Source organism: Streptomyces sp. SID8352 (assembly GCF_009862265.1).
Lineage (GTDB): Bacteria > Actinomycetota > Actinomycetes > Streptomycetales > Streptomycetaceae > Streptomyces.
The window spans coordinates 135,242-150,550 of record NZ_WWGX01000022.1 but is presented as its reverse complement, the minus strand read 5'-3'; the positions used below and the strand labels follow the sequence as shown (position 1 = coordinate 150,550).

Below are 15,309 nucleotides of genomic sequence, written 5' to 3'. Positions count from 1 at the left end.
GGGACGGCCCGGCGGGCGCGCGGGCGGCGGGCGCGCGAGCGGCGGTCAGCGCTCCAGACGGACCCGGCCGCCGATCTCCACCCAGCCCCCGGGCTGCGGCGCGGTGAGGATCTGGGAGCCCGCCCCCTGGGTGATGTTGAGGGCGCGGCCGAGGCGTTCGGTCAGCAGCAGGGCCGCGGCCCCGGTCGCCTCGTCCTCCTCGATGCCGTCGCCGCGGCCCGGGAAGCCGCGGGCGCGGACGCGGCCCGCCGCCTCGTCCTCCCACGCCCAGGCGTAGACCCACTCCCCCGGCGGCGGCACCGCCAGGTCCTCGACCTCCGCGACGGTGGCGTACCGGCGCAGGGTGCGCGGCGGCGCCCACTCCGGGCGGGCCTCGATCCAGCTGAACTCCCCGTCCAGCCGGGCCCCCATCACCCCGGCCGGGGCGACCAGTTCGGGGACGTCGAGGAGCCAGGCCGTGCCGACGCAGGGGTGCCCGGCGAACGGCAGCCGCAGGGTGGGCGTGTAGATGTCGACGACGCCGCGCTCGGGATCGTCGACGAACACGGTCTCGCTGAAGCCGAGTCCGGCGGCGAACTCCTGCCGTCCCGCCGGGTCCGGCAGGTCGGAACCCTCGCGGACGACGCCGAGTTCATTGCCGTAGCCGCCGTTCGGGGCGCAGAAGACACGCAGTACGTCGTAGTCGGTCACCGGGGCATTCAAGCACCGCCGGGGCGGGGGCGCGGGCCCCCGCCCCGGCGAAGGGGCTTCCCGTGAGGGTCAGTTGCCCTCGGCCTCGCGGCGGCGGCGGGCGAAGTAGACCGCGCCCGCGCCGAGGACGACGGCGGCGCCGGCCGCGGTGCCGATCGCGGCGCCGGGCAGGTCCGAGCCGGTGGAGGCGAGGCTGCCGCCGCCGGTGGTGCCGAAGCCGCCGGTGGAGCCGCCGATGCCGCCCGTGCCGCCGGTGATCCCGCCGGAGCCGCCGAGTCCGCCGGTGGAGCCGGTGCCGCCGGTGGAGCCCGAACCGCCGTTGCCCGAGCCGCCGTTGCCCGTCCCGCCGGAGCCGTTGCCGTTGCCGTCGGGGAGCTGGGCGCCCTCGCTCAGCGCCACCGAGAGGTTGACGGTGTCGAGCGCGGTGCCCGCGGTGTAGAAGTCGCCGAAGGCGGTCGCTCCGGCCTCGGTGAGGGTGGCGGTCACGCCCTCGACGGTGATGACGTCGTCCTTGGCGGTGAGGGTGGTGCCCGGGGCCTTGAGGTCGGCCAGGACCACGTTCGCCGTGCGCTCACCGAGGCTGGAGACGTCGGCGGTCAGGGTGCCGCTGCCGCCGCTGAGACCGGCCCGCAGGTTGCTCAGGGTCAGGTCGAGGCCGTAACTGCCGCCGTCCTCGTGGCCCTTGAAGTTGACCGCGCCCTTGAAGGCGGCGCTCAGGGTGCCGGCCTTGGTGTCGTAGGTGCCGGTGGCGTCCTTGAAGGTGAAGACGCCGTTGCCCGCGGCCTGGACGGCACCGCCGGAGACGGTGACCCGGCCCTTGGCGACGGGGCCCACGACGTAGGCGCGGAAGGAGTCCTTGACACCCCAGCCGAGGGTGCCGTCGGCGATGTCGCCCTTGGCGGGGGCGGGGGTCCGGGTGGCGGTGGCCGACGGCGTGGCGGAGGGGGTGCCCGGCTGCGGGGACTGGGTGGCGGGGGGCGTGGTGGTCGCGGTGGCGGTCGGCTCCGGGGTGCCGGTGGGCTCCTCGGTCGGCTCCTTGGTGGGCTCCGGGGTGCCGGTCGGCTCCTCGGTCGGCTCCTTCGTCGGCTCCGGGGTGCCGGTCGGCTCCTTCGTCGGCTCCGGGGTGCCGGTCGGCTCCTCGGTCGGCTCCGGCTTCTTCTGGACCAGGGTCAGCGGGTCGCCGGCCGCGCCCTTGTAGGTGTCGCTGCCCAGGACGTCCGCCGCCTCGTCGGTCAGCGTGGTCGCCATGTCCTTCATGTCGCGGGTGACCGCGACGGTGGCCAGCGGCACGTCGTCCCGGGTGGTGCCGCCGGTGGTGACGTCGGCGGTGATCGCGCCCGCCTTGCTGTCGAACTTCACGTCGGAGAGCGTGAGCGCGAAGCCGTGCGCCTCGGACTTGATGCCCAGGCTGCCCTGGAAGCCCAGGTTCATGGTGTGCCCGACCGGGTCGTAGGTGCCCTTGCCGCCGGGGAAGGTGAAGGCGCCGTTGCCGTCGGCCTGGCTCGCGCCGCCGGCGGGGGTGAACTCGCCCTTGGCCCAGGTGGCGACGTAGGTGCGGTACGTCTGCTTGATGCCCCAGGTCAGTTCGTAACCCTGGAGGGGGACCTCGGCGGCCGAGGCGGTGCCCGCCCCGGCGGTGGCGAGGACGGTGGCGCCGAGCGCGGTCACGGTGGCCACGGCGGCGGCGAGGGCGGTGGAACGGCGTCGTCTGACTGACATGGCGGTTGTCTCCTTGAGTGGTGGGGCCGCCGGGGGGAACGGCGGCGGGCGGGGGCTCGGCCCGGTGCGGTCAGGCCGTGTCCCCGGGGGACCCGGGGGACGCCGGGGAGGCGGGGGGTTCCGGCGAACCGGCGGGGTCCGCCGGGGAGTCGGAGGGAGCCGCGGGCGAACCGGCGGCGGGGTCGGGGGAGTCGGCGGCCGAGGCGGCACCGGCGGCCGTCGCGGCGCGGCGGCGGCGGAGGGCGAGGGCGCCGAGACCGCCGGCCACCAGCAGCAGGGCACCGCCCGCGATGCCCACGGCCAGGGCGGGGAAGCCGCCGTCGCCGGAGGACGCCGCGACGGGCTCGGCGGAGGTCTCGGGCGCCGCCGACGGCTGCGGGGCGGCGGACGCGGTGGCGGGATCCCCGGCGGACTCGGTGGCCGCGCTGCCCAGGTCGGGCAGGGCGGGCAGTTCGGCGTCACCGGTCAGGGCGACGGCCAGGGAGACCGGGTCCATCTCGGTGCCGCCCCGGTACATGCCGCCGAATGCCTTGGCACCGCGCCCGGTGAGCTTCGCGGGGGCCTCGGTCACCGAGACCAGTCCGTCGGCGGGCTTGAGCTTCCCGGCGGCGAAGGTGACCAGCGCCACCTTCTTCGCCGTCAGCCCGGGGGCGGCCACGTCGGCGAACAGCGTGCCCTTCTCGCCCTTGACGGTGACCCGGACGGAGCTGAGGGCGAGGTCGAGCCCGTGGGCGCCGGTGAAGCGGAGCGTGCCGGTGAAGGAGGCGTCGAGGGCCCCGTCACGGAAGGTGCCCTTGCCGCCGGGGAAGCGGAAGAGGGCTCCGCCGTCCTGCGCCCCGCCGGTGAGGGTCCACTTGCCGTCGGCGATGTCGCCGGTGACGTACTCCCGGAAGGTGCGGCGCACGCCCCAGTCGACGGCGCCATCGCGCAGGGCGGTGCCCTCGTCGGACTTCTTCGGCTTCTTCTCGGTCTCGGGGGCCTTCTCGGTGGGCCGGGAGGTCTCGGTGGGCCGGGTGTCGGCCGCCGCCGGGCGGACGTCCGCCGCCAGGCTGACCGGGTCGAGGGGGGTGCCGGCGCCGTAGAACCCGGCGAACGCCTGGGCGCCCTGGGCGGTGAGGGTGGCGGGCAGGTTGTTGAGGACCACGGCGTTGCCGTCGCCCCGCATGTTGACGCCGCCCAGGGAGAGGGAGGCGAAGGGCACCTGACGGGCGGTCGTGACCGCCCCGGTCTCCTTGGACTTGCTGACGATGTCCACGAAGAGCGTCCCGCCGCCGCCGGATATGCGCACCGTGGGGCTGCTGACGGTCAGGTCGAGCTGATGGGAGCCGTCCGCCGCCCGGTGGCCGACGAAGCGCACGCCGCCGGCGAAGGCGGCGCCGAAGGCTCCGGTCGAACCGTCGTAGGAGCCCTTCGCGGAGTGGAAGCGGAACGTGCTGCCCCCGACGGTGGCGGCGCCGCCCGTCAGGGAGTAACCGCCCTTCGCCACGGGCCCGGTGACATAGCTCTGGAAGGAGGACTTGATGCCCCAGTCCAGCCGTCCGCCCTGCACGTTCCGGGCCTCGGCGTGTGCGGCGGAGAGAGGGAGCAGCGCCCCCAGGACGGCCGCGCACACGACGGTGACCAGGGCACGAAGGCGGGCAGGCATGAGAATTCCTCCGGGTCGACGACCGGTAGCGAGCGAGGTAAGGCTAACCTAAGCCACAACGGCCGATACCGGCAGGTGACGGAAAGGAACGGACGCGACCGTGCGACCCTTGCGAAGAAGACTGACGGGAGCGGCGCTGTCCGTGCTCGCCCTCGCCCTCACCGCGACCGGATGCGGGAGTTCCGGCGCGGCTCCGGCCCCGGCCGCGGCCCGGACCGAAACGGCCCCGGACCGGGTCGAACCGCTGCCGCAGAAACCGAAACCGGAACTTCCGGTAACCGTCCGCTCCGCGGGCGGGGGCGAGGTGACGGTGGAACGGGCCGAGCGGATCGTGCCGCTCTCCGGAAGCCTCAGCGAGATCGTCTTCACCCTGGGCCTCGGCGACCGCGTCGTCGCCCGGGACGTCACCGCCACCTTCGAGCAGGCCGCGAAGCTGCCCGTGGTCACCCGGGGCCACGACGTCTCCGCCGAGAGCGTGCTCTCGCTGCGCCCGGACCTCGTCATCGCGGAGACCACCACGGGCCCCGAGGAGGCCGTGGAGCAGATCCGCTCCGCGGGCGTCCCGGTGCTGTTCGTCGAGGCCGCCAAGAGCCTGGACGACGTGGGCCCCCGGATCGCGGCCGTCGCCGGGGCGCTCGGTGTGCCGGACGCCGGGAAGGATCTGACGCGGCGTTCCTCGGAGCGGATCGAGGCCGCCCGCGCAAGCGTGCCGAAGCACGCCGACACCCCGCGGGTCGCCTTCCTCTACCTGCGCGGCTCGGCCTCCGTCTATCTCCTCGGCGGCCGGGACTCCGGCGCCACCTCGCTGATCGAGGCCGCCGGGGGGCTCGACGCGGGCGCCGACTCCGGGCTCCGGAAGGACTTCACCGCGATCACCAGCGAGGCCCTGGTCAAGGCGGCGCCCGACGCCATCCTCGTGATGAGCAAGGGCCTGGAGTCGGTCGGCGGCGTCGACGGGCTGGTGGAGATACCCGGCGTCGCGCAGACCCCGGCCGGGATGGACCGGCGGATCGTCTCCGTGGAGGACGGCGTGCTCCTCAACTACGGCCCGCGCACCGACGAGGTCCTCGCCTCCGTCGTCGACCAGCTCTACGCGAAGGACGGCGCCTGATGACCGCGCCGGTGAAGCCGGCCCGCCCGGCGGCCCCCGCCCCTGCCCCGGACGCCGCCCCCCGGCGGCGGCGCGGCACCCCCTGGCTGCTGACCGCCGCCCTGCTGGCCGGGCTGCTCGTCCTCGTCCCGGTCGCGGCCGGCACCGGCGCCTACCCGATCCCGGTCGGCGACGTCGTCGGCTCCCTGCTGCACCACGCGGGGCTGGGCGGCGGCGAACTGGACCGGGTCGCCGAGTCGGTGCTGTGGAACGTGCGCCTGCCGCGGATCGTGCTGGCCCTCCTCGTCGGCGCCTCGCTGGGCTGCGCGGGCGCCCTGATGCAGGGCGTCTTCGGCAACCCGCTGGCGGAGCCGGGCACCATCGGCGTCTCCACCGGCGCGGCCGTCGGCGCGGTCGCCGCCATCGCGCTCGGCCTGGACTTCCTGGGCCGCTGGACCCTGCCCGCGATGGCCTTCGTCGCCGGTCTGGTCACCGTCCTGCTGGTGTACGCCATGGCGCGGGCGCGGGGGCGCACCGAGGTGGTGACGCTCATTCTCATGGGCATCGCCATCAACGCGTTCGCCGGTGCCCTGATCGGCCTGTTCGTCTTCCTGGCCGACTCGGCCGGGGTCAGCCAGATCACCTTCTGGCAGCTCGGCTCGCTGTCCCAGGCGACCTGGTCCAAGGTGCTCGCGGTGCTGCCCTGCGCCGCGGTCGGGCTGGCGCTCGCCCCGGCCTACGCCCGCCGGCTGGACCTGCTCTCCCTCGGCGACCGCCCGGCCCGGCACCTGGGCGTGGACGTGGAACGGCTGCGGATCGTGCTGATCCTCGTGGTGGCGCTGCTGACGGCCGCCGCGGTCAGCGTCTCGGGCGTCATCGGCTTCGTCGGCCTCGTCGTCCCGCACCTGATCCGGATGGCCGCGGGCCCGGGGCACCGGTTCCTGATCCCGGGCAGCGCGCTCGGCGGGGCGCTGGTGCTGCTCGGCGCCGACCTCGCGGCCCGCACCCTCGTGGCCCCCGCGGAGCTGCCGCTCGGGGTGCTGACGGCGCTGATCGGCAGCCCGTTCTTCTTCTGGCTGCTGCGCCGCACCCGGCGCCGGCAGGGAGGCTGGGCATGAGCCGCGCGCACGGCGGTCCGGCCACCCCGGCCCCCGCTCCGGCTCCAGCCCCGGCCTCGGCCCCCGCTCCGGCTCCGGCTCCGGCACCGGCACCGGCTCCGGCCGCCGCCCCCTCCCCCGTCCCCCCTGTCACGAAAGGCGCCAGGCTCTTGAGACTCCCGCGGCTGGTCCCGCCCCGTCCGCTGCCGCCTCCCCCGGCCACCCCCGGCGAGGTCCTCGCCGAGGCCGAGGGGCTGCGGGTCGACCTCGGCGGGCGGCGCGTCCTCGACGGCGTGGGCGTCGCGGTCCGCGCGGGCGAGGTCCTGGCCCTGGTGGGCCCCAACGGGGCGGGCAAGTCGACCCTGCTGGGCGCCCTGTCCGCGGACGTCCCGGCCGCCGGCGGGGTGGTGCGGGTGCACGGCAGACCGGTGGACGACTGGTCGGCGCCGGAGCTGGCGCTGCGCCGCGCGGTGCTGCCGCAGTCCGCCTCGCTGTCGTTCCCGTTCCCGGTGGAGGAGGTGGTCCGGATGGGCCGCGCCCCCTGGGCGGGCACCGACCGGGAGGACGAGGACGACGCGGTGGTGGCCGACGCGATGGCGCGCACGGAGGTGTCCGGCTTCGCCGGGCGGCCGTTCTCCGCGCTCAGCGGCGGTGAGCGGGCCCGGGTGGCGCTGGCCCGGGTGCTCGCGCAGCGCGCCCCGCTGCTGCTGCTCGACGAGCCGACCGCGGCGCTGGACCTGCGCCACCAGGAGCTGGTGCTGAGGCTGTGCCGTGAAAGGGCGCACGCCGGGGACGCGGTGGTCGTGGTGCTGCACGACCTGGGGCTGGCGGCGGCCTACGCGCACCGGGTGGCGATCCTGTGCGCCGGGCGTGTCAGGGCCGAGGGACCCCCGGCCGGCGTCTTCTCCGACGAACTGCTCTCCGAGGTGTACGACCAGCCGGTGGAGGTGCTGGCGCACCCGAGGACGGGAGCGGTGCTGGTGACCCCCCGGCGCGATTCTTGACACAGCTTTGACCGAGCCATGATCACCCTTTTTCATCACCGTGACTGATTCGTGTCACCACGCCCGCCGTGAGATCCGGATCACCGCATCGACGGGTATCAAGAGGGGGTTCCTTCGATATTTTTAGGCGAGCCTCACCTTCCCTGTGAGGACCGCCAGCCCTCACGGCCACCCCTTGGAGTCCCCCATGCGAGCCGCAAGACTCTCCGTCGCCACCGCCGTCGCCACCGCCGCGGCCCTGGCCGCCGTCACCGGCTGCACGGCGAAGGGCGGCTCGGGGGACGGGGACAACGTGATCGCCGTGACGTCGACCGACGACAAGTGCGAGGTCTCCCGGAAGGAGTTCCCCGCCGGGCACGTCGAACTCGCCATCGAGAACAAGGGATCCAAGGTCACCGAGGTCTATCTGCTCTTCCCCGACGACCGGGTGGTGACCGAGCGGGAGAACATAGGCCCCGGCACCAAGCAGCGGGTCACCGCCGAGGTGAAGGCGGGCGACTACCGGATCGCCTGCAAGCCCGGCATGAAGGGCAAGGGCATCCGCCAGGACGTCCGGGCCACCGGCGGCGGCACCACCGCCAAGCGGGACCCCCGCCTCGACGAGGCCGTGGCCAACTACCGCGAGTACGTGCAGGCGCAGGCCGACGAAACGCTGCCGAGGGCCGAGGCGTTCGCCAAGGCCGTCAAGGCGGGCGACGTGGCGGCGGCGAAGAAGGCGTACGCGCTCTCCCGCATCGGCTGGGAGCGCACCGAGCCGGTCGCGGAGTCCTTCGGCGACATCGACCCCAAGGTCGACGTCCGCGAGGACGGGCTGGAGGACGGCCAGGACCCGGAGACCGACTGGACCGGCTGGCACCGCCTGGAGAAGGCGCTGTGGCAGGACGGGAAGATCGGCGACCGGGAGAAGGAGCTGGCCGACCGGCTGATCACCGACCTGAAGGACTGGCAGAACCGGGTCGGCAAGGCCGACATCACCCCCACCTCCATGGCCAACGGCGCCAAGGAACTGCTCGACGAGGTCGCCACCGGCAAGGTCACCGGCGAGGAGGAGCGCTACTCGCACACCGACCTGGTCGACTTCAAGGCCAACGTCGAGGGCGCGGAGATGTCGTACCGGCTGCTCAAGCCGGTCGCCGCGGAGAACGACGCGGCGCTGACCAAGGAACTGGACCAGCAGTTCGCCGCGCTGGACAAGCTGCTCGACGCGTACCGCCCGGACACCAAGTCGTACGCCTTCACCTCCTACGACAAGGTCTCCGAGGCGGACCGCAAGAAGCTGTCCGACGCGGTCAACGCCCTGGCGGAGCCGCTGTCCAAGCTGGCCGCCGCCGTGGTCACGAAGTAGGCGGGGGAGCCGGCCACCATGACGGACACCGACCGCACCGAGCGGACCGGCCCCGACCGGCCCTCCCGCCGGGCCCTGCTCGGCTGGGGCGGCGCGGGCCTGGCGCTCGGTGCCGCCGCGGCCGGCGGCGCCATCGCCGCGGCCCGCACCGGGGACGACGTGGACCCGGCCGGCGCCGACACCGCCGTCCCCTTCCACGGCGCCCACCAGGCGGGCATCGCCACCCCGGTGCAGGACCGGCTGCACTTCGCCGCGTTCGACGTGACCACCGAGGACCGCGCCGCCTTCGTCGCGCTGCTCAAGGAGTGGACGGCGGCGGCCCGCCGGATGACCGCCGGGGACCCCGTCGGCGACGGCGCCTTCGGCGGGCTCGCCGAGGCCCCGCCGGACGACACCGGCGAGGCACTGGGCCTGCCGCCCTCGCGGCTGACCCTGACCATCGGCTTCGGGCCGTCGCTGTTCACGCGGTTCGGCCTGGCCGGGCAACGCCCCGCCGCCCTGGTCGACCTGCCGAAGTTCCCCGGCGACAACCTCGACCGCGACCGCAGCGGCGGCGACCTGTGCGTCCAGGCCTGCGCCGACGACCCCCAGGTCGCGGTGCACGCGATCCGCAACCTGGCCCGGATCGGCTTCGGCCGGGTCGTGGTGCGCTGGTCCCAGCTCGGCTTCGGCAAGACCTCGTCGACCACGCCCGACGCGCAGACCCCGCGCAACCTCTTCGGCTTCAAGGACGGCACCCGCAACATCTCGGGCACCGAGACCGGACGGCTGGACCGGTTCGTCTGGGTCGGCCGCGAGGACGGGCCGGAGTGGATGGCCGGCGGCTCCTACCTCGTCGCGCGGCGCATCCGGATGCACATCGAGACCTGGGACCGCGCCCCCCTCCAGGAACAGGAGGACCTGTTCGGCCGCAGCAAGGGCGAGGGCGCCCCGGTCGGCCGGGCCAAGGAGCACGACGAGCCGTTCCTGAAGGCCATGAAGCCGGACGCGCACGTCCGGCTCGCCCACCCGGACTCCAACGGCGGGGCGACACTGCTGCGCCGCGGCTACTCCTTCACCGACGGCACCGACGGGCTGGGCCGCCTGGACGCGGGACTGTTCTTCCTCGCCTACCAGCGCGACGTGGAGGGCGGCTTCGTCCGCGTCCAGCGCCGGCTGGCGAAGGACGCGCTCAACGAATACATCCAGCACGTGGGTTCGGCGGTCTTCGCCGTCCCGCCCGGCGTCCGGGACGCGGACGACTGGTGGGGCAGCACGCTGTTCGCCAAGGAGGCGTAACCGTGTTCTCCAACTACCTGATCGGACTGCGGGAGGGCCTGGAGGCCACCCTCGTCGTCTGCATCATCATCGCCTATCTGGTCAAGACCGGCCGCCGGGACGCCCTCCGGCCGATCTGGACCGGCATCGCCATCGCGGTGGCCCTGGCGCTCGCCTTCGGCTGCGTCCTCGAATTCGGCTCGCAGGAGCTGACGTTCACGGCGCAGGAGGCGCTCGGCGGCTCGCTGTCGATCATCGCCGTGGTCCTGGTGACCTGGATGGTGTTCTGGATGCGGCGCACCGCCCGGCACCTCAGGTCGGAGCTGCACGGGAAGCTGGACTCCGCCCTGCGGATGGGCACCGGCGCCCTGGTCGCCACCGCCTTCCTCGCGGTCGGCCGCGAGGGCCTGGAGACGTCCCTGTTCGTGTGGGCGTCGGTGCACGCGGCCGGCGACGGCACCCCGCGCCCGCTGATCGGCGTGGCTCTGGGGCTGGCCACCGCGGTGCTGCTGGGCGTGCTGTTCTACAGGGGCGCCCTGCGCATCAACCTGGCCAAGTTCTTCACCTGGACCGGCGGCATGCTGGTCGTCGTCGCCGCGGGCGTCCTCGCGTACGGCGTGCACGACCTCCAGGAGGCTGACCTGCTGCCGGGCCTGACCAACCTGGCCTTCGACATCAGCAACGTCATCGACCCGTCGAGCTGGTACGGCACGCTCCTCAAGGGCGTGTTCAACTTCCAGCCGGACCCGACGGTGCTTCAGGTCACGGTGTGGCTCCTGTACTTGGTCCCGGTGCTCGCGCTGTTCCTCTCCCCGGTAGGGTTCGCCTCCGGGAAGGGGAAGGGGACGGAACCGGATGAGCAGGGATCGCGGCCCGCGGAGGCCCCGCAGTCGTGACCGGGGCGCCTGGGCGGCCCTCGCCGCGGTGACCGTGCTGTCGCTGACGGCGGGCGGCTGCGTGGTGGTGCACGGCGAACGCGCGGTGGTCCCCTCGGCCACCCGGTCCGAGGCCGCCGCCGCGCTCGACGGGTTCACCCGGGCGTACAACGAGGCGGACAAGGAGTACGACCCCGCCCTGGACGCCGCGTACACCACCGGCGCCCTGGCCTCGATCGACGCGGCGCGCCTCAGGGCGGGCCGGGCCGGCCACCCGGCGGGCAACCCCTCCCACACCCCGCTGCGGCTGACGGACGCGAAGTTCACCATCCCGGCGAAGGCGGGCTGGCCGCGCTGGTTCCTGGCGGACGCGCGGGGCAACAAGGGCGGCACGGCCCGCTGGCTGCTGGTGTTCACCCGCGGCGGCCCCGACGAGGGCTGGCGGGCGGCGTACCTGACGCTGGTCGGGCCGGGCGACGTACCGGAGTTCAGGACCGACGCGGAGGGGCGGGCCGAGGCGGTCCCGGCCGACGCCGCGGACCTGGCCGCCGAGCCCGCCGCGCTGAGCGGCGCCTACGCGGCGTACCTGCGCGAGGGCGGCAGGGCCTTCGCCAACGGCCCGCACACCAGCGACTGGCGCGCGCAGCGGGAGCGGCGGGCGACCCGGCCGGGCCTGGTCACCCAGTATCTCGACGAACCGCTGACCGACGGCGACCACGCGCCGCTGGCGCTGCGCACGGAGGACGGCGGGGCGCTGGTCTTCTTCGCCACCCGGCACTTCGAGAAGCGCACCGCCGCCCCGGGCACGACGGTGCCCGCGCCGGGCGAGGACGTGCTGGCCCTGACGGAGGGCACGGTACGGCGGTCGCTGACGATGGAGTTCGTCTCGAACGAGGTCGCCCTCGACCCGCCGGAGGGCGGGGTGTCGGTGCTGGGACGCATCCAGGGCCTGACGGCGGCGAAGGGCGAGTAGCGCGCGGCCGGGGCCCTCGGCGGGCCGTGGAGCCCCGACGGGCGCGGCGGGTCAGTGGCGCAGCGGCCAGGCGGTGCCGGCGTGGGCGCCGCCGTCCGCCCCGGCGTGGCGGGCGCAGGCGTCGGTGAGGGTCTCCAGCAGCGTCAGCGGGTCGGGCAGCGGATGCTCGGGGCCGCGCAGCCAGTGCACGGTCTGCTCGCCGGGCAGTCGGGCGGGCGGGACCAGGACGTAGGAGCCCCGGCAGTGCCAGCGCAGGCCCGGGTGCTCGTCCATGGTCTCGGGGTGGCAGTCCAGTTCGCAGGGCCACCACTCGTCCTCGTCGGCGGGGGTGCCGCGGGTGAGGGTGAAGAACAGCATCCGGTCGTCGTCGCTGCCGGCGACCGGGCCGACCTCGACACCGGCCTCCAGCAGCCTGTCCAGCGCCTCGTGGCCGGCCGTGAGCGGCACGTCCAGCACGTCGTGGACCATGCCGGTGGCGGTGACGAAGTTGGCCTGCGGCTGGTGGCGCGCCCAGCGCTCGATCTGCGCGCGGTCGGTGGTGGACTGCGTCTGCCAGGCGAAGGACACCGGGTGCCGGGCCGGGGTGGGGCAGCCGACCCGGTCGCAGGAGCAGCGGTAGCCGGACGGGTGGGCGGCGGGGGCGAGCGGCAGTCCCGCGGCGGCGGCGGCGAGCAGCAGGTCCTCCCGGCCGCCGTCCCCGGCGGCCTCCTTCGGGCGCCCTCCACGCAGCCACTGGGAGAGTCTGTCCCGCAGGCCGCTCCGGCCACCGAAGTCCGCGCTCATCTATCCCCTCGCCTCGCCGTCGTGCGTTCCAGCATGCCCCATGCTCCCACCAATCCGTGCGTCGGGGTTGGGAAGGGACGAACTTCCCTGGTCAGCGCGGAGCGATGCCGTGGAGGGCGTAGTCGACGAGGGTGTCCGTGTAGGCGTACGAGAACGGCGCGGTGTGCTGGAGCCAGCGCTGGGCGAGCGGCGAGACGAACAGCTCCAGGGCGATGCGCGGATCGACGTCCGGGCGCACCTGCCCGGCCTCCTGGGCGGCGCGCAGCCGGTCGACGTAGAGCTGGAGCGAGGGTTCCAGCAGCTGGGCGACGAACCGGCGGCCGAGCTGCTCGTCGACCACGCCCTCGGCGGCCAGGGCCCGGGACGGCCCCTCGAACCGGGGGTCGCGCAGCTCGTCGACGGTGGCCCGGAGCACGGCCTTGAGGTCGGCGGCGAGGTCGCCGGTGTCCGGGATGGCGTACGTCCGCTGCCCCGCCGCCCGCGCGGCCTCGTCCGCGAGGTCGAGGAACGCCTCCAGCAGGACGTCCGCCTTGGAGGACCACCAGCGGTAGATCGTCTGCTTGCCGACCCCGGCGCGGGAGGCGATGCCCTCGATGGTGGTCCTCGGGTAGCCGACCTCGCCGACGAGGGCGAGGGCGGCGTCGTAGATGGCCCGGCGGGACCGCTCGCTGCGGCGGGTGGTGTCGGGGTTCGGGGAGGCGCTCTGGCTGGACATGGGTCGAATTTATCAGGTTGACAAGACGCCACGTCTCGCGAACACTGATGAGACGAGACGCACCGTCTCGCACCATCGGAACGGCCCTCGCGGCCACGACGAGAGGAGCCCTCATGACCCGGGGCGGAGCCGGAAACATGCTGGGAGTCGGCGGAACGCGCCGCACGATGGGCCGCGAGGCGCTGCGCGGCGGGGGCCGGGGCCACACCGGGGTCGGCGCTCCGGACCCCCTGGCACACAAGCGGGAGTTGCTGCGCGGGCTGCGGGCGGAGCGGGAGGCCCGGGAGGAGGCGGAGGCGGAGGCGGGGGCGGAGGCGGAGGCGGAGGTGACGGAGGAATAGGAGAGGGCCGAGGCGGAAGGGGCGGGGCGGCCGGGGCCGACACGGATCCCGGGCGGACGCTCGCTTCTCGGGCTCACCGTCCGGAGTCCCTGCCGGGGGCCGCCGGTCGAAGCCCGGTCTCTTCGCCGGGCCGTACGACCGGGCTTCCGGGCCCCGGATTTCCGGCGGGCTCCCGGCCGGGCCCCGAAGGGCTCACTCCGGCGGGCACCGCCGGGACCGGACTCCCCGGCCGGCCGCTCCCGGCGGGTTCCGGACCCGCAACCCGACGGCCGGTAGGGCGTGGCCATGCCCGGGTTGCCCGCAGCGGCCGCAGCGCCCGGAGCTATTGCCTGGCGTGAATATAGAGGCGCACACGGCCACCGGTTATGACATGGTCAGATCATGAAAAGGATCGCAACGGGGGCGGCAACGACACTTGCCGCAACGGCCCTTCTCACCGGCAGCATCACTACGCCCACCCATGCCGCACCGGCCTGGGACAAGACCGTCAAGTGCCAGCAGAAGGACTGGGACGACCGGGTGATTCCCACTCGCGTCGGCAACAGCAAGCTCGGCTGGAAGCACTTCTCAGGTCCGCACAACATCAAGAAGTGCAAGATCGTCAATGCCGCTCTCAACGGCAAGCCCGACAAGAAGAACGGCGCCCGCCTCGAGTACTGGGCCTATGCCTGGAACGGCAACCGCCGTGTGCAGGTCATCGTCATCGTCCAGTACGCCCGCAAGACCGCCGACGGAGGTTACGACGCCGGCGCCGGCCAGAAGATCGGTGTCATCACCGCCTACTGCAAGGGCATGAACAGGTGCCCGAACTGGCTCAACCAGTGACATCGTTCGACGCGTGACTCTCACGTACGACGACATCGCGGAGCAGCAGGCGGACATCGTCCGTCTGCTGCTCCACCACATCCACGCCCCCCTGCCCGATGGCCGTTTCCTCCGGGGCGTCCTGCCCCCGCCGCCTCCCGTCGCAGGGGTCCGGATCGCCACTGGCCCTCAACGTGCCGGTTTTCCGGGTGGCTTGACGGTCTGGGAGATCCCTCTTCGCACCGTCGACGACCCCGAGGAGCTAGCGGGCGCGAATGACGTCCTCGGCCTCGTGCGTGCTTTGAACACCGGCACCCGTATCTTCACCAGCAGCCGTGTCGACACGGTGATGGGCATGACCCTCATCCATGTGGATCCTGCGCAGGTCGCTCCCGTCGGCCCGGGGGAGCGCGACAACGCCTTCACCATCCTGCGCACCCTCACCTACCCCTGGACAGAGGAACGGCCCGACCCGCGGCTGCGCGGATTCCTCCTCCAGGGCCCCGACCGGATGCGCCTGTACGTCGACCACGAGGAAGCCACCGACGTGGTCGCCGCCGACGTACGACCGTCCGGTGCCCTGACCGCCCTGCTCGCGGCCCTTCCCTCCCTGGTCGAGGAGGTGGAACGGACCGTGCCGGGCGACCTTGGCGATCCGCACTGCTCCCGCTTGATCGATCTCACCGACTGGTGACCCGGGAAGCCCGGGACGCTCAGTGCCGGGATCGTCTCAGGCTGCTCCGGTTGCTTCCCGTTCGGCACAGGCGGAAAGGGATCTCCTGATCTCGGCGGCGGTCTCTCTCAACATGGTGGCGAACCACATGGTTCCGCCGGACCTGGGGATGGCGCCTCTTCGGCTGTTGGCCGAGATGAGGGATCGCGCGCAGGGACGCTCTCCCGGGGCTGTCCGCCGGCCATGCTGAACCGGTCTGGACACCCCACAACCTGCCCGGACATGACCGGGACACCCA

Annotated in this window: 15 protein-coding genes; 10 read left to right on the top strand and 5 right to left on the bottom strand. The window is 74.0% G+C overall.

Annotated elements, in window-relative coordinates; genetic code table 11:
* Nucleotides 1-45: 45 nt before the first annotated feature.
* From GTY84_RS06035 to GTY84_RS06025, 3 genes are all read right to left on the bottom strand, one after another.
* The gene (locus tag GTY84_RS06035; protein ID WP_161225048.1) at nucleotides 46-690 is read right to left on the bottom strand and encodes a PhzF family phenazine biosynthesis protein; all 645 of its coding nucleotides are present in this window, start codon (nucleotides 688-690) and stop codon (nucleotides 46-48) included.
* A 69-nt stretch (nucleotides 691-759) separates the two neighbouring features.
* Nucleotides 760-2,409 (bottom strand): HtaA domain-containing protein, encoded by a 1,650-nt coding sequence (locus GTY84_RS06030; RefSeq protein ID WP_161225047.1) that lies wholly within the window; start codon nucleotides 2,407-2,409, stop codon nucleotides 760-762.
* 70 nt (nucleotides 2,410-2,479) lie between these two features.
* The gene (locus tag GTY84_RS06025; protein ID WP_161225046.1) at nucleotides 2,480-4,054 is read right to left on the bottom strand and encodes an HtaA domain-containing protein; all 1,575 of its coding nucleotides are present in this window, start codon (nucleotides 4,052-4,054) and stop codon (nucleotides 2,480-2,482) included.
* A 100-nt stretch (nucleotides 4,055-4,154) separates the two neighbouring features.
* Between GTY84_RS06025 and GTY84_RS06020 the strand changes: the two genes are divergently transcribed.
* From GTY84_RS06020 to GTY84_RS05990, 7 genes are all read left to right on the top strand, one after another.
* Nucleotides 4,155-5,165, top strand: coding sequence for a hemin ABC transporter substrate-binding protein (locus tag GTY84_RS06020; protein ID WP_161225045.1), 1,011 nt, complete (start codon nucleotides 4,155-4,157; stop codon nucleotides 5,163-5,165).
* The gene (locus tag GTY84_RS06015; RefSeq protein ID WP_161225044.1) at nucleotides 5,165-6,262 is read left to right on the top strand and encodes an iron ABC transporter permease; all 1,098 of its coding nucleotides are present in this window, start codon (nucleotides 5,165-5,167) and stop codon (nucleotides 6,260-6,262) included. The genes GTY84_RS06020 and GTY84_RS06015 overlap by 1 nt, the downstream gene beginning before the upstream one ends.
* Nucleotides 6,263-6,411: 149 nt before the next feature.
* A complete protein-coding gene (locus GTY84_RS06010; RefSeq protein ID WP_202549977.1) occupies nucleotides 6,412-7,245 on the top strand; it encodes a heme ABC transporter ATP-binding protein in 834 nt (277 codons plus the stop codon).
* A gap of 187 nt (nucleotides 7,246-7,432) precedes the next feature.
* On the top strand, nucleotides 7,433-8,590 hold the full coding sequence (gene efeO, locus GTY84_RS06005) for an iron uptake system protein EfeO (protein ID WP_161225042.1): 1,158 nt from the start codon (nucleotides 7,433-7,435) through the stop codon (nucleotides 8,588-8,590).
* Nucleotides 8,591-8,608: 18 nt separating this feature from the next.
* Nucleotides 8,609-9,868 carry an iron uptake transporter deferrochelatase/peroxidase subunit gene (gene efeB, locus GTY84_RS06000; protein ID WP_161225041.1) on the top strand — a complete coding sequence of 420 codons (1,260 nt, stop codon included), beginning with the start codon at nucleotides 8,609-8,611 and terminating at the stop codon, nucleotides 9,866-9,868.
* A gap of 2 nt (nucleotides 9,869-9,870) precedes the next feature.
* On the top strand, nucleotides 9,871-10,743 hold the full coding sequence (gene efeU, locus GTY84_RS05995; RefSeq protein ID WP_161225040.1) for an iron uptake transporter permease EfeU: 873 nt from the start codon (nucleotides 9,871-9,873) through the stop codon (nucleotides 10,741-10,743).
* A complete protein-coding gene (locus GTY84_RS05990; protein WP_161225039.1) occupies nucleotides 10,703-11,695 on the top strand; it encodes a hypothetical protein in 993 nt (330 codons plus the stop codon). The genes efeU and GTY84_RS05990 overlap by 41 nt, the downstream gene beginning before the upstream one ends.
* Before the next feature lie 51 nt (nucleotides 11,696-11,746).
* Here GTY84_RS05990 and GTY84_RS05985 read toward each other — a convergent pair whose 3' ends face one another.
* Both GTY84_RS05985 and GTY84_RS05980 read right to left on the bottom strand, forming a co-directional pair.
* On the bottom strand, nucleotides 11,747-12,478 hold the full coding sequence (locus GTY84_RS05985; RefSeq protein ID WP_161225038.1) for a bifunctional DNA primase/polymerase: 732 nt from the start codon (nucleotides 12,476-12,478) through the stop codon (nucleotides 11,747-11,749).
* 91 nt (nucleotides 12,479-12,569) lie between these two features.
* Nucleotides 12,570-13,193 carry a TetR/AcrR family transcriptional regulator gene (locus GTY84_RS05980; RefSeq protein ID WP_161225037.1) on the bottom strand — a complete coding sequence of 208 codons (624 nt, stop codon included), beginning with the start codon at nucleotides 13,191-13,193 and terminating at the stop codon, nucleotides 12,570-12,572.
* Between the two features lie 113 nt (nucleotides 13,194-13,306).
* Between GTY84_RS05980 and GTY84_RS05975 the strand changes: the two genes are divergently transcribed.
* The 3 genes from GTY84_RS05975 to GTY84_RS05965 all read left to right on the top strand — a co-directional run bounded on the left by GTY84_RS05975 (nucleotide 13,307) and on the right by GTY84_RS05965 (nucleotide 15,032).
* Nucleotides 13,307-13,534, top strand: a complete 228-nt coding sequence (locus tag GTY84_RS05975; RefSeq protein WP_161225036.1) for a DUF6243 family protein — start codon at nucleotides 13,307-13,309, stop codon at nucleotides 13,532-13,534.
* Between the two features lie 519 nt (nucleotides 13,535-14,053).
* Nucleotides 14,054-14,359: a hypothetical protein gene (locus GTY84_RS05970; RefSeq protein WP_161225035.1), complete on the top strand. Its 306-nt coding sequence runs from the start codon at nucleotides 14,054-14,056 to the stop codon at nucleotides 14,357-14,359.
* Nucleotides 14,360-14,372: 13 nt separating this feature from the next.
* Nucleotides 14,373-15,032, top strand: a complete 660-nt coding sequence (locus GTY84_RS05965) for a hypothetical protein (protein WP_161225034.1) — start codon at nucleotides 14,373-14,375, stop codon at nucleotides 15,030-15,032.
* Nucleotides 15,033-15,309 lie beyond the last annotated feature (277 nt).